Below are 13,118 nucleotides of genomic sequence, written 5' to 3'. Positions count from 1 at the left end.
AAGATCAATTTCTTATCTTATCAAGCCATTCTAAAAGGGTTTTTTCAAACCCTATGCCTTGAGAAGAAACCAAATCTAGGGGTTTTTCCAAATAATCTTGTTTGACATAGCCGTTATAATCATGCGGGTAAAGATAGTCTTTAGCGTTAGGCAGCAGGTGTTTAGGGATAGGGTAGAGTGAGCCTTTTTGAACGCAATCCAAAGCCTGATTGATCGCTCTATAAGCCGTGTTAGACTTGGGCGAACAAGCCAGATAAATCACGCATTGGCTTAAAATAATGCGCGCTTCAGGGTAGCCGATTTGTTTGACTGAAAACAAGCAAGAAGCGGCTAAATTAAGGGCGTTTGGGTTAGCGTTACCAATATCTTCGCTCGCAAAAATCACCAGTCTTCTGGCGATAAATTCCGGGTTTTCCCCGCCAGCAATCAAGCGCGCCAGATAATAGATGGAAGCGTTTTCATCGCTCCCTCTTAAAGACTTGATTAACGCGCTAGTGAGGTTATAATGCGTATCATCGCTATAAGATCCGTCATTTAGGCTATGGGGCCGTAAGGATTTGAGCGTTTTTAAAGTGATAGGATTTTCTACTTTAGCGCTCAAATCTAAAAGGTTTAATAACGCTCTAGCATCGCCAGTGCTGTTGTTTAAAAGATAGGTTTTAGCGTCAGGCTCTATTTGTTTTTTTAACAATGCTAAAGCCTTAGCACAAAGCTTGTCTAAATCGCTCTTGTTTAGGGTGGTTAATTCAAAAATAAAACTTCTTGAGCGGATCGCATGGCTTAGGCTGTAATTAGGATCTTGCGTGCTAGCCCCTAAGATTAAAGCGTGATCTTTTTCCATAATGGGGAGTAAAAATTCTTGTTGGGTTTTATTCAATCTGTGGGTTTCATCAATAAAAACAACGGGCTTTAAAAGGGTGTTTTGGTAATTTTTAAGCTTAAGGCGTAAATCCTCTAATTTGAAATCCGTCGCATTAAACAAAAGAATGGGGCGCTCTAGGGAGCGAGCGATGATTTGAGCCAGGCTTGTTTTACCCACGCCAGGAGGGCCATAGAAAAAGGCATGGGGGAAGTGTTTGGATTGTAAGGCTTTAAATAAGGGGGCGTCTTTCCCTATTAAATGCTCTTGGCCTAAAAAATCTTCTAGGCTTGTGGGGTTTAAAAGCGAAGTCAGGCTCATTTTTTAAATAAAATCAATTCGTAAAAATTCGTAGGGGTGTTTAAATTTTTCGTTGGGGTTTTGTGGTTTTTAGAGTGTTTTTGCAGAGCGTCTTGCAGTTCTTTATTGAGGTTGTCTAATTCATCAAGCTTTTCTTTTAAACGCAAGATAATATCCACGCCCGCTAGATTAACCCCCATATCCCTTGTAAGGCGTAAAATCGTTTTGATTTTGTCCATGTCTCGTTGGGAATACAAGCGCATTTTCCCATCAGTCCTGCTAGGCTCTATCAAACCCTCTTTTTCGTATTGGCGCAAGGTTTGAGGGTGCACGCCTAAGATCTTAGCCACAACGCTGATCAAATAAAGCGGTTCATCATAATCGCACACGATTCCTCCTTACAATTCTTTTTCTAATAACGCTTTTAACTCATTAGAAAGCGTTTCAACTTTAGGCAAGATCAAACGAGCTTGCAAATACAAATCCCCCACATGCGAAGTTTTTCTGTTTTTAATCCCTTTGTCTTTGATGCGGAATTTTTGCATGGCTTTGGTGTTAGGGGGAATGGTTAGGGTTAAGGTTTTATGCCAAGTAGCGATTTCAACCTTCCCTCCAAAAAGAGCCGTTTTTAAGGGCAAATCAAAGGTTTGGATAATATCGTCTTTTTCGCGCCTATACATTTCATCTTCTTCAATATGGATCTGTAAGAGCAAATCGCCCCTACCCGTTCGCCCCGTTTTCCCTTTGTTGCGAACTCTGATTTTTTCGCCCTCTTCCACGCCAATAGGTATTTTAAGGCTAAAAGTCTCATTATTGACGCTCACTTGTTTTTTATTGCCTAAAAGGGTGTCTAAAACAGAGACATTTAAAGTAGCGGTTATGTCTAAATTTTCAGGGGCGAAATTGGAAAAATTAAAGCCAGAAAAGCCTTGCGAGTTTTGAGAAAATCTTTGCGAAAAGCCTCCTTTCCCAAAAATAGAGCTTAAAATATCGTCTAAATCTTCACTAGCGCTGCGGCTTCTGGCAAAATCGCTGAAATTTTGCCCGCCAAACATGTTGTCGCCAAACTGATCGTATTGGCGGCGTTTTTCTTCATCACTCAAAATTTCATAAGCGGCGTTGATTTCTTTGAATTTTTCTTCGGCTTCTTTGGTTTTATTCAAATCCGGGTGGTATTGTCGGGCTAAACGGCGGTAGGATTTTTTGATTTCATCTTGGCTGGCGTTTTCGCTCACGTTTAAAGTTTGGTATAAACTCTTACTCATGGATCACCTTTAAAATAGTTTTATTAGAATACTATCATAAATCTTTAGTGTTAGTCAATCAAGTTTATTGATAATGTTTAGTGGTCATTGAGATTTTAAACCCGTTTCAGCGCAATTAAAAGGAATTTTAACTAAAATATTGCGTTTAAATCCACGATGAGTTTTTAATGCAATATAAGAAAAATAAGAAAAGATATTATTATTTAGCGTTAGGGATCTTTTTTTTAAATGGTCTGTCTTTGAAAGCTTTAGAAATCGCCGTCAAACCTTTTGGCTATCTGGGGCTATTGTATAATCAGGGGACGCAAAAAAACCCTCACAGCTATGTGGGGGCTTTAGCGCGTCTTGGGGTGGATTTTTCTTATAGCAATGGGTGGTCCTTTGGTATTGGGGCTATTGGGGCTTGGAATATTTATAACAAACAGCGTTTGGCTAACCTTTACATCAGTCTAGGGAATTTTTTTGGTAACCCTAACAACGTTAAGCCTTATTTGAGCGCTGGCGATGTTTCTGATGCGTATATCCAATACACCAACCAGCGTTTTAAAATCGCTTTAGGGCGTTTCAATACAGATTTTGTGGATTTTGATTGGATAGGGGGCAATATTCAAGGGGTCTCTGTGGCTTTTAAGCAAAATTCCATGCGTTATTTTGGGATTTTTATGGATAGCATGCTTTATAACGGGCATCAAATCAATAAAGAGCAAGGGAATCGGATCGCCACTTCCCTAAACGCTCTAGCGTCTTATGATCCTGTGTCTAAACGCTTGTATGTAGGGGGGGAAGTGTTTGTTTTGGGCGCAGAATACAAAAATAAAAATTTGACATTCGTTCCTTTTATTTTAACGGACACCCGCTTGCCTTTGCCCACCCAAAATGTTTTAGTGCAAGTGGGGGGTAAGTTAGAGTATGACGCTTCTTTAGCTAAGGGTTTCACTTCGCGCACTCTAGTGCATGGCATGTATCAATACGGCAACACTGATATTACTACAAGCGCTAAAAATGCCGGCTTGTTTTTGATCGATCAAACTTTTAAATACAAAATTTTTAATTTTGGAACGGGTTTTTATATCGTTCCAGCAAGGAACAATAAGGGCTATCTATGGACTTTTAACGACAGGACTAAATTCTATGGCCGTGGGATCAACGCACCCGGCGTGCCAGCGATTTATTTTGCTAATTCTAGCATTTCAGGCTATGTTTTTTTAGGGCTTAAGACTAAAAGGGTGCGTTTAGACGCGATGGTGGCTTTTGGGGATTATCAAGAATATTCTTTGATGAGCAGTTTTAGGGTTTGGACTTATAGGAGTTTGTCTTTTGATATGGGTGGGGGGTATGTGTATGCTTATAATTCTAAAGCCACGAGAAAAAGCCTTGGAGATAGTTCTTTTGTCTTTTTTGGGAAGTTTTTGTTTTAAAAGATGCCGTTTTTACAATCAATAGCAAAGAGCTTGCCAAAAGTAAGCGATAATTTTTTGTTTTAAGAAATTCTTTTAAAATCAGGTTTTTGTGTTTTTTTAGGGAAAAAAGCTTTTTTAAACTCAGGCTCCCATAGTTTGATCACGCCATGGTGGGTCATTTGGTGCATATTGACTAAACGCATGTTTAAAAGAGCCTTTTCTTTAGCTTCGCTGTCGCTCAAATCTTCTTTAATTTTGAACGCTTGAATGATTTGTTCCCACAGCTCATGCTCTTTAGCGTCTTCGTTTAAAAAATCTTTATAGTTGAAACCGCCAATCCCTTTAACCCCTTTAATATTATCCCCCTTATCCCCCACAACGCACTGATAATAAGCAAAAAAATGAGCCTCTTTTTGACTCACATTAAAAAAAGCGTTGGTTTTGAGATTGAAATGAGAGCCTCTATTGGAATACAAAATATCCTTATCCATGCTGGCTATCACATAATTGTTGGGGTCTTTCTTTTTGTAAAAAGAGATAATATCATCGGCTTCATATTCAAAACAATGTTCGCCCTGGATTTTAGCCCCTTTTTTTAGGGGGTATTTTTCCACCAAAGCGATTTTGAGAGCTTTTAAAAGAGATCTAAAATCTTCATCAAATTGGTGGCGTTTTTGTTTGTAATGATCGCACAGCTGGTAGCGGAAACTCTCTCTGCTCCTAGTGATAAAAAAGAGCGTTTTAGAGCAACGGGTTTTGTGCATGATAGATAAAATTTGAGTGGTAAGAAAGATTATGCCCACTTCTTGCAAGCTGTAAGCGGCGAATCTTTTAGGGAGCGTTTTATTAGAGAGCAAACGCCTAACAATATTAGGGATAACGCAATCAATGTCTAGTAAAAGAGTTCTTGAATGCATGAATCTTGTTTTGTTAAACGCTTGTCTAATGGTTAATCCTTAAGTTGAATTTCTCTTTTTTAAAAGTTAAACTATTATAGTAAATATATAGCAAATAATAAGTTATTTTAATAATAATTAACTCTATTCTCATTAAATACGCTAAATTTTGAGAGGTTACCGCTTGTTTTAGCTCTTTTGATTGCAAAAACGCTTTTGGCATTCTTGCATTTTATGATCAACGCCCCACAAAAAACAGGGCTTAAGGATTTTCTGTTATTTGCGCGGTAAGTTATATTTCCGGCGTTTTTCCCAAAGGCTTTTGCGACTAATGCCAAGCTTGTTAGCCAATTCTGTATCGGTGCAAGTGGAAGAAAAATGCCTGATCGCTTCTTTTTCGTATTCTTGAATGGAAAGGAAAGTCGTGTGGTTGCTAAACAAAGATAGGGGTTTATTGCCGCATTCAATGCTCACAATTTTAGGAAATTCTAGGGGTTCTTTATGGGTATAGGACAAAACAATAGGGCATGAACGGGCCAATTCTAGCAATTTCAATTGCTCATCTTTTTTAAGCTCTTCTAAATGCATGATGTAAAAAGGGCGTTCTAGCTTGTCTTTATTCTTGTATAGCTCTTTCCAAGTGGTATCCTTTAAAGAGAAAAAAGAAAAATCCATTTGCCTTTCTTTAGCGTATTGCAATAAATAAGCGTTCGCAAGCTCTTGAGAGGGCGTGTGGATGATGAAAGGCGGCCGGTAAGAAAAATCTTTAGGCAAGGGCAATTCCGCATGGATAAAGTCTAAGTAATTTTCATAAAATCCCAAGCGAGCGGTCATTTCTTGGTAGGCTTTGTGGTATTGGATTTTACGCAACAACTCATCCATTTTAAAAGGTTTTAGAATATAATCTCTCGCTCCCACTTGAATGGGTTTATTCACGCCATCTTCATTGACATGCGAAGCCATCATGATAATGATTTGCTTGGAATTATAACGCACAAAATGTTCGCAACGCCCTTGAGCGCAAACTTTAGAAGAAACCAAAATCACATCATAAGGCTCTTTATTTTCTTCTGAAATGCTAGAGATGATCTCGCAAAAATGCCCTAAATCATGCAAATTATGAGAGATGCTCCTAGCTAGCGCTAAATCGTCTTCAATGATTAAGATTTTCATCCATTCTTCCTTTTATCGCATTTAAAGTTTTTGTTTATAACACATGCTCGCATGTGCTTGGACTAACAGCCCTTCTTGTTTGCCAATGAACCCCATTTTTTCCATTGTGGTGGCTTTTAAGCTGATTTGAGATTTTTCTAAACCCAAAAGTTGGCTCAAATTCTCTAAAATCGCCGGTTTGTAAGGAGTGATTTTAGGGATTTCGCTAAAGATGGTCGCTCCCATTTCAAGCAATTCAAACCCAATGCTTTGAGAAAAATCCAACACGATTTTTAAAAGCTCTTTAGAGGAGGCGTTTTTGTATTTGGGATCACTATCAGGGAACCATTCGCCAATATCCCCTCCTTTAATCGCTCCTAAAATCGCATCAATAACTGCATGCAACAAAGCATCGCCATCGCTGTGAGCCTTTAACCCAAACTCGCAATCCAAAACAACCCCCCCTAAAACCATAGGCTTATTTTTAATGAACGCATGCGTATCAAAGCCCATGCCGATAAAAGTGTCTTTTGCTGGGTTAAAAAAGAGAGCAAAATGTTTCAAATCGTCGCTCGTGGTGAGTTTGTGCAAATTTTTACTGCCTTCAATATAACTCACACGATCAGGGAAAGCTTGTAAAATCGCGCTGCTTTCATCTTTAAAATCCCCTAAATTTAGGGCTGATTGGAGCGTTTTAGTGTGGCTTAATTGCGGGGTTTGAATGAGTTTGATCGCTTCTCGATCTAAAACTTCATTATAATAGATCGCTGTGTCATAGCAAGGCAAGTAAGGAGCGATGCAATAATGGCTTGTTTGTTGGAGGGTCAAAAACAAACTTTTAAGCACTTCCATATTCGCTAAACCCCTAGCCACATCGCTGGTGAGCGTGTAAGCGCTATCAATTATTTTTAAAGCGTTACGCACGGATTCCTGCCTTGATGCCCCACCTTTTACAAGCTTGATTTCAGGGTAATGGCGTTGGATATAAATATAATCCAATTCGTTTACAACCAGAATGATTTCTTTAAAGTCTAGGGCTTCTTTAAAGCTTTCATACACGCTGAGCCATAAGGGGGTATGATTAGAGCGCAACCATTGTTTTTTGATGGTTTGAGAAAAACGCTTAGACTCCCCAGCAGCCAATAAAACAACGCTCGTTTGTTTGATAAGCGTTTCTAGCGTTTCTTTAGTTTCAAAAGGGTCTTCTTCTAAACTCTCTAAAGAAAGATTAAAAGCTTCCCCATTCACTCTAATCAAAGACATGCGACTGACAACCCACCCCTATCATTTCACCAAAATGATCCTATAACCTTGATTCAAGTCTAAAACTAAGAATCGTTTGGGTTTGCCTTTATACTTTTCTAAAGCATGGTTAAAATCCGCAACGCTTTTCACTTCAATCTCTTCAATTTTTGTGATGATGTTGCCTTGCCTGAAGCCGGCTTGCTCTGCTGGGGAATTTTCATTCACTTGAGAGACTAAAACCCCTTGAACATCATCGCTCAAACGCATAGACCTTTTGGTTTTTTGGGTTAAATCTTCTACTTGAAGCCCGTTCAATTGACCTTGCGTGCCGTTTTGAGCAGAAATGGTTTCTTTTTTGTTAGGGTTTTTCCTTTCAGCTAGAGTGAGGGTGAAGGTGCGTTCTTTTTTGTCTCTAATGACTTTTAAGGTTACTCTTTGATTGGGTAGCATGGAGCCGATTAGGTTTCTTAACTCATTCGTGTTTTTAACCTTTTTCCCATTGATTTCAGTGATCAAATCCCACACCAAAATCCCTGCTTTTTTAGCCGGAGAGTCTTTTTCTACGCTAATGATTACCGCTCCTTCTTTATTGTCATAAGAATTTTGCAAATCGCCGCTCAAATCTTGCAAGCCCACGCCCAAGTAACCTCTTTCAATCTTACCGGTTTTGATGAGCTGGGTTACAATATCTTTCACCATGTTAGAAGGGATGGCAAAGCCAATGCCGTGGTTGCCCCCGGTTTTAGAAATGATAGCGGTATTGATCCCCACTAACCCTCCACGGCTGTCAATCAAAGCACCACCGGAATTTCCAGGATTAATGGAAGCGTCTGTTTGAATGAAATTCTCATAGCTGTTGATCCCAATCCCGCTTTTATTGAGCGCTGAAACAATGCCTTGAGTAACGCTTTCGCCCACGCCAAAAGGGTTACCAATCGCAAAAACCAAATCGCCCACTAAAATATCATTAGAATCAGAGAATTTGATCGTGGGCAAGTTGTCTTTAGTGATGCGAATCACGGCTAAATCGCTTTCAGAATCAGTGCCTATTAAAGTAGCGGAATATTCTTTATTGCTCCCTGGAATGGTAACTTTAATCTTATCCGCACCATCAATCACATGGTTATTGGTTACGATATAGCCATCTTTAGAAATGATAACCCCACTGCCTAAAGCCCTTTCCATTCTTTCTTTAGGGATCATGCCGCCCAAATCCCCAAAAAATTGTTGGAAAAAGGGGTCATTAAACACACCGCCACCTATAAAGTTATTTTTAATCTTCTTTTCAGTGGAGATATTCACCACCGCCTTAATCGAATCCTTAATAGAATCGTGGTAAGAATAGATCGTATCGTCTTTAGAGGGGACACTCACTCGCTCTTTAACTTTGGGCATGTTTTGGATTTGGATATTGCCCGCATTCAAGCTTAACGCTAAAGCCAGAGAGATAAAAAAAGTTTTTTTCATCATGGTTACTTCCTTAAAATTTGCTAAACTTCAAAATTAAAAAGAGATTATATCAAATCTTTTTTGTTATTTTCATTAGTTTTTTGTGTAAAATAGTATCCAATGTAACACACAACAGCAAAAACAATCGTTAAAATCATCCCAATGCGTTGATCCTTATCCATAGCCGAACCAATCACGCCGATGACACACCCAGTGATCCCTATGAGTTGCAAAAAGGGCAGAAAGGGGGCTTTATAAGGCAAATCCTCTAAAGAATGCCCGGCTTTTAAGTATTGCTTGCGGAAAGAATATTGCGAAACAGACACGCTAACCCACACAATAATCACCGTGAAACTGATCACATTAATCAAAGCTTCCACGACATTTTCTTTGGCATAAATTTGGACTAAAAGCCCTATGAGAGAAAAAGAAAGGGAAAAAAACATCGCATAAGTGGGCGTGCCTTGTCGGTTGAGCTGGGAAAAAACTTTAAAAAACATCTTTTGTTTGGACAGCCCATAAATCATGCGGCTCGCTCCATAAAGCCCTGAATTAGCGGTAGAAAACATCGCCGTAATGATAACAGCGTTCATTATATCAGCCACATAAGGGATACCCATGCTAATAAAGGGCAAGTTGATGCGTTCTAAAACGCTTACAAAAGGGCTTTGCGCGATAGAAGAATCGCTCATGGGTAAAAAAACAGAAATGACAAACACAGAGCCTAAAAAGAAAAAGACAATCCGCCACAAAGTCGCTTTAATCGCTTTGGGCATCACCTCGCTAGCGTTTTTAGTCTCGCCTACAGCCACCCCAATGACTTCTGTGCCAGTGAAAGCAAAAATGACAGCGAGCATAGCAGAAAAAACCGCCTCGCTCCCGTTAGGGAAAAACCCCTTATCGCCAAAATGGAAGTTATCAAAAATAGAACTAAACCCATGCAAATAGATTTGATAAATAATCCCAATCGCGCCAATGCCTATAAAAGCGATCACCGCTAAAACTTTAATCAGGCTAAAGAAAAACTCGCCCTCGGCAAAAATTTTAACCGAAAAAAAGTTCAATAAAAAAACTAACGCAATGCATAAAATAACCCAATAATGGATAGGAATATCCGCAAACCAGCGTTGCATGAGCATGCCTATAGCGATGTATTCTAACGCCACCGTGATCACCCAGCCAAGCCAATACATCCAAAAAACCATATAGCCCGTGCCAGGGCCTATGAATTTAGCCGCATAATCCCCAAAGCTTCCCGTAGTGGGATAAACGCTCGCCAATTCGCCTAAAGAGAGCATGATGCAATAGACCACAAGCCCTCCAAAACAATAAGCGATCAAAGTCCCTAAAGGGCCAGCGCTCGCAATATTACCCCCAGTGCCTACAAAAAGCCCTGTGCCAATCGCTCCTCCAAATGCAATCATCAAGAGATGGCGCATTTTCATGTCTCTTTTAAGCTCGCCTTGTTTTTGCGTGGTATTTTGATGCGTTATCTTTTGATTGTCCATGCGACACCTCCTTAGATTGAAAATAAAAATAGCTTGGATTATAACAAAAATAAAATAAAATGATTTTTTTTAATTGAATATTGAAAATAAAATTTTAAAAAAACGAAAGAATACTAAAGTTAATGTTTATCAATATTTGATGAGAGCAAAGTTTTAAGGTGTTTTTTAAAAAATGCTAAAAACTTCTTTTAAAACATTAAGATTTATAATATTTAATCGTGTAATCTATCCCCGAATAAAGGGTTAAAAAAACCGCTATAGCTACAAGCACATAAGAGTAAGTTAAATTGGCTAATAAAGCGCCAATCGCCACGACTTGAGAAACGGTTTTATACTTGCCTAACGCATTGACAGGAATATCCTTTTTTTCATTAGCGGCTAAGACTCTAAGCCCTGAAATAAAAAATTCGCGCCCTAAAATCACAAACGGGACCCACGCATTCACACGATCCAAATAAACTAACCCTAAAAACGCGCTCAAAATAAGGATTTTATCCGCCAAAGGGTCAAAGATTTCCCCAAAGCGCGATTTGGCTTTATAGCTTCTGGCGATGTAACCGTCCAATAAATCCGTGAGCGCGGCAAACAAAAAAACCAATGAAGAGATCATGTTGATGTGAAAGGGGGTTAAAAAACTAAAATAAGTGCGCGTGTTTAACAATAAAAACAATAAAAATAAGGATAAGACAATGCGTAAAATCGTTAAAAAATTAGGCAAGAGTTTTAAAACTTTCATGCTTTCAAAAAGACTTGTGAAAAATTCAAAAACGCGTGCCCTAAAAAGCTAAGCGCCACACATATTAAAATCACAGCGATCGTTAAAAAGATGATAACTAACGCTTGCACTAAAACCCCTAAAAGAGCCAGCATGAAACTAAAAAGCAACAATCTAAAACCGCTTAAAAAAAACCTTTCTTGCGTGTAAAGGCTCAATTCTCTATAGAGTTTATGCAGATAAAAAATAGAAACGCCATTACCGATTAGTGAAAGGGCGTTATTGGCGTTAGGGACAAGATAGCTTAAAAGAGCACATAAAATCACCGCCAAAAAACTGAAAGCAAAATTTTCAAAAAAACTCAGATGGTGCGTGATTTTAGAAAGCCTGTAAAAACCAATCGCTCCGGCAATGAACCCAATCGCGCACAAAAAAAGAGACAACAACACGATATAAGCTAGTTGATTATTGAAGAGGTTAGAAATTTGAAACGATTTTGCTCCGCTTGAAACAAGAAAAAGCACTAAAAGAATAGCCCCACACAAAGGGGCGAAGAAATAGCCCAACAAGCATTTTTTAATGAATCGCAACTCTTTGTTTTGGTGGATGTGGATAATGTTTTTCAAAAAAAATCTTTATTTAAAAGTGGTCCCGCCATCCACAACGATCGTTTGCCCTGTAAGCCAACCGCTTTGGGTTTCATCGCATAAAAAATAAGCCGCCCCGGCTAGATCGTTAGGATTGCCCATGCGCTTTAGGGGCGATTGCTCTTCTACTTTTTCTTTAATCTCCACATAGTCAGGGAAAGCTTTTAGAGCGTCCGTATCAATAGGCCCGCCACTAACCGCATTCACTCTAATGTTGAATTCGCCTAAATCCACAGCAGCGTATTTGACCATGGTTTCTACGGCGTTTTTGGAATTGCCATGCCCGGCGTAATTGGGCATATAGACCAAATTCCCGGTAGAGCTTAAACTCACGATCGCCCCGCCGCCTATTTTTTGCATGCGTTTTGCCGCTTCTTGAGCCCCTACCACAAACGCCAACACGGTGGCTGTGTAAATGTTGTTTAACCCCTTAGGTTTTAATCGCATGAAAGGCGCAAATCCCCCCACGACAGAGCGCCCATAAATAATAGCGTTAGAAATAAAAAAATCCACTCTGTCAAAATCAGCGTCAACTTGCTTAAAAAGCTCTGTGTATTGCTCAGGCTCTAAAACATTAAGGGGGTAGGCTTTGGCTTTAATGGAATATTTTTGCTCCACATCTTCTATAATTTTGTTGGCTTCTTTAACATTTTTATTGTAAGTGAAAGCGATATTCACGCCGCTTTGAGCGAAGCGATACAATATCGCCTTGCCAATCCCTCTTGTCGCGCCGCTGATCACTAGGGTTTTATTTTTCATGTGGTTGGAATGATTCATGCAATTACCTCATATTGTTGTAGGGTTTTTTCTAAGAGTTTGATCGTTTCTTTGCTTGGGGCCACTAAAGGCAGTCTGTAACTTGGGTTTTCAATCAAGCCGGCTAAATGCATGGCCATTTTAATAGGGATAGGATTGGTTTCTACAAAAAGGGCTTGATGCAAATGAAAAAGCTTATTTTGGATTTCTAGGGCTTGTTGGTATTCAAGTTTGAGCGCACAATTGACCATTTGTGAAATCAAATTGGGCATTAAATTACCGGTCACTGAAATCACGCCACACCCCCCTGAAAACATGATAGAGTGGTTGAGCGAATCTTCCCCGCTAAAAATTTTAAAGTCTTTTTCATAGTAATGCAATTCTGTTACTCTTTTCAAAGAGCCAGACGCTTCCTTAATGGCTTTAATGTTAGGGACTTCTCTAAAGAGTTTGAGGGCGGTTGGAACTTCAATAGACACACCTGTTCGGCTTGGCACATCATAAAGCATGACAGGGATTTCCACCGATTGAGCGATAGTTTTATAATGCTCAAACAGGCCTTGTTGGGTGGGGCGGTTATAATAGGGGCTTACGCATAAAATCGCATCCGCACCGATTTTTTGAGCGAACTTTGCTAAAGAAAGGGACTCGCTCGTGGCGTTACTGCCCACGCCGGCCAACACTTTCATGCGTGAATTGGAGGGCGTTTTAGTGTTTTTGCAAGTCTCTATGGCGATTTCAATGCAACGCATATGCTCTTTGTGGGTGAGCGTGGCGGATTCTCCTGTCGTGCCAACAGGCACGCATGCGTCCATGCCCTGAAAGATTTGGCGCTTGATCAAGGATTCATAAGTGGCCTCATCAACGCTCAAATCTTTTTTAAAAGGCGTAACTAACGCACTAGATGAATGAAATTGCATGCGATA

General features: G+C 39.6%; 13 protein-coding genes. 1 reads left to right on the top strand and 12 read right to left on the bottom strand.

All coding sequences use genetic code 11. The annotated features are described in order from the left end of the window. Window positions 1-4: 4 nt before the first annotated feature. The 3 genes from FIM66_RS02040 to FIM66_RS02030 are packed head-to-tail and all read right to left on the bottom strand — an operon-like array spanning window position 5 to window position 2,424. Window positions 5-1,180, bottom strand: coding sequence for a replication-associated recombination protein A (locus tag FIM66_RS02040; RefSeq protein ID WP_140599883.1), 1,176 nt, complete (start codon window positions 1,178-1,180; stop codon window positions 5-7). Continuing rightward, window positions 1,177-1,548, bottom strand: coding sequence for a heat shock protein transcriptional repressor HspR (locus FIM66_RS02035; protein WP_000332996.1), 372 nt, complete (start codon window positions 1,546-1,548; stop codon window positions 1,177-1,179). The genes FIM66_RS02040 and FIM66_RS02035 overlap by 4 nt, the downstream gene beginning before the upstream one ends. A gap of 9 nt (window positions 1,549-1,557) precedes the next feature. Continuing rightward, complete coding sequence (locus tag FIM66_RS02030; RefSeq protein ID WP_140568796.1) at window positions 1,558-2,424, bottom strand: DnaJ C-terminal domain-containing protein; 867 nt, start codon at window positions 2,422-2,424, stop codon at window positions 1,558-1,560. A 167-nt stretch (window positions 2,425-2,591) separates the two neighbouring features. Here FIM66_RS02030 and FIM66_RS02025 point away from each other — a divergent pair, with 167 nt between their 5' ends. Further along, the gene (locus FIM66_RS02025; protein WP_140501338.1) at window positions 2,592-3,842 is read left to right on the top strand and encodes an outer membrane family protein; all 1,251 of its coding nucleotides are present in this window, start codon (window positions 2,592-2,594) and stop codon (window positions 3,840-3,842) included. A 62-nt stretch (window positions 3,843-3,904) separates the two neighbouring features. Here the strand turns inward: FIM66_RS02025 and FIM66_RS02020 are convergent, their stop codons facing one another. The 9 genes from FIM66_RS02020 to dapA form a co-directional block, all read right to left on the bottom strand. Further along, window positions 3,905-4,741: a 5'-3' exonuclease gene (locus FIM66_RS02020; RefSeq protein ID WP_140599882.1), complete on the bottom strand. Its 837-nt coding sequence runs from the start codon at window positions 4,739-4,741 to the stop codon at window positions 3,905-3,907. Between the two features lie 255 nt (window positions 4,742-4,996). After that, the gene (locus tag FIM66_RS02010) at window positions 4,997-5,893 is read right to left on the bottom strand and encodes an OriC activity response regulator (RefSeq protein WP_140599881.1); all 897 of its coding nucleotides are present in this window, start codon (window positions 5,891-5,893) and stop codon (window positions 4,997-4,999) included. Between the two features lie 21 nt (window positions 5,894-5,914). Beyond that, the gene (locus FIM66_RS02005; protein WP_140478276.1) at window positions 5,915-7,135 is read right to left on the bottom strand and encodes a bifunctional 2-C-methyl-D-erythritol 4-phosphate cytidylyltransferase/2-C-methyl-D-erythritol 2,4-cyclodiphosphate synthase; all 1,221 of its coding nucleotides are present in this window, start codon (window positions 7,133-7,135) and stop codon (window positions 5,915-5,917) included. A 21-nt stretch (window positions 7,136-7,156) separates the two neighbouring features. After that, on the bottom strand, window positions 7,157-8,587 hold the full coding sequence (locus FIM66_RS02000; protein ID WP_140599880.1) for a Do family serine endopeptidase: 1,431 nt from the start codon (window positions 8,585-8,587) through the stop codon (window positions 7,157-7,159). A gap of 44 nt (window positions 8,588-8,631) precedes the next feature. Further along, the gene (locus FIM66_RS01995; RefSeq protein WP_140599879.1) at window positions 8,632-10,074 is read right to left on the bottom strand and encodes an amino acid permease; all 1,443 of its coding nucleotides are present in this window, start codon (window positions 10,072-10,074) and stop codon (window positions 8,632-8,634) included. Window positions 10,075-10,270: 196 nt separating this feature from the next. After that, on the bottom strand, window positions 10,271-10,810 hold the full coding sequence (gene pgsA / locus FIM66_RS01990; RefSeq protein ID WP_000866199.1) for a CDP-diacylglycerol--glycerol-3-phosphate 3-phosphatidyltransferase: 540 nt from the start codon (window positions 10,808-10,810) through the stop codon (window positions 10,271-10,273). Beyond that, a complete protein-coding gene (locus FIM66_RS01985) occupies window positions 10,807-11,415 on the bottom strand; it encodes a hypothetical protein (RefSeq protein WP_140547911.1) in 609 nt (202 codons plus the stop codon). Before FIM66_RS01985 ends, pgsA begins: the two co-directional genes overlap by 4 nt. A 9-nt stretch (window positions 11,416-11,424) precedes the next feature. Next, entirely contained in the window at window positions 11,425-12,213 is a 789-nt protein-coding gene (locus FIM66_RS01980) for an enoyl-ACP reductase (protein ID WP_140547912.1), read from the bottom strand. Then, complete coding sequence (gene dapA / locus FIM66_RS01975) at window positions 12,210-13,112, bottom strand: 4-hydroxy-tetrahydrodipicolinate synthase (RefSeq protein WP_140501349.1); 903 nt, start codon at window positions 13,110-13,112, stop codon at window positions 12,210-12,212. Before dapA ends, FIM66_RS01980 begins: the two co-directional genes overlap by 4 nt. Between the last annotated feature and the right edge of the window lie 6 nt (window positions 13,113-13,118).

It is taken from the genome of Helicobacter pylori (assembly GCF_006439795.1).
GTDB lineage: Bacteria > Campylobacterota > Campylobacteria > Campylobacterales > Helicobacteraceae > Helicobacter > Helicobacter pylori_CR.
The sequence above is the reverse complement of the archived record's forward strand: the minus strand, read 5'-3'. Positions and strand labels throughout refer to the sequence as shown.

Bases quoted from the DNA above. Each gene is read 5' to 3' on its own strand.
- FIM66_RS02000 (WP_140599880.1), bottom strand. From the start codon at position 8,587: ATGATGAAAAAAACTTTTTTTATCTCTCTGGCTTTAGCGTTAAGCTTG.
- dapA (WP_140501349.1), bottom strand. From the start codon at position 13,112: ATGCAATTTCATTCATCTAGTGCGTTAGTTACGCCTTTTAAAAAAGAT.
- FIM66_RS01995 (WP_140599879.1), bottom strand. From the start codon at position 10,074: ATGGACAATCAAAAGATAACGCATCAAAATACCACGCAAAAACAAGGC.
- FIM66_RS02005 (WP_140478276.1), bottom strand. From the start codon at position 7,135: ATGTCTTTGATTAGAGTGAATGGGGAAGCTTTTAATCTTTCTTTAGAG.
- FIM66_RS02020 (WP_140599882.1), bottom strand. From the start codon at position 4,741: ATGCATTCAAGAACTCTTTTACTAGACATTGATTGCGTTATCCCTAAT.
- FIM66_RS02010 (WP_140599881.1), bottom strand. From the start codon at position 5,893: ATGAAAATCTTAATCATTGAAGACGATTTAGCGCTAGCTAGGAGCATC.
- pgsA (WP_000866199.1), bottom strand. From the start codon at position 10,810: ATGAAAGTTTTAAAACTCTTGCCTAATTTTTTAACGATTTTACGCATT.
- FIM66_RS02025 (WP_140501338.1), top strand. From the start codon at position 2,592: ATGCAATATAAGAAAAATAAGAAAAGATATTATTATTTAGCGTTAGGG.
- FIM66_RS01980 (WP_140547912.1), bottom strand. From the start codon at position 12,213: ATGAATCATTCCAACCACATGAAAAATAAAACCCTAGTGATCAGCGGC.
- FIM66_RS02030 (WP_140568796.1), bottom strand. From the start codon at position 2,424: ATGAGTAAGAGTTTATACCAAACTTTAAACGTGAGCGAAAACGCCAGC.
- FIM66_RS02040 (WP_140599883.1), bottom strand. From the start codon at position 1,180: ATGAGCCTGACTTCGCTTTTAAACCCCACAAGCCTAGAAGATTTTTTA.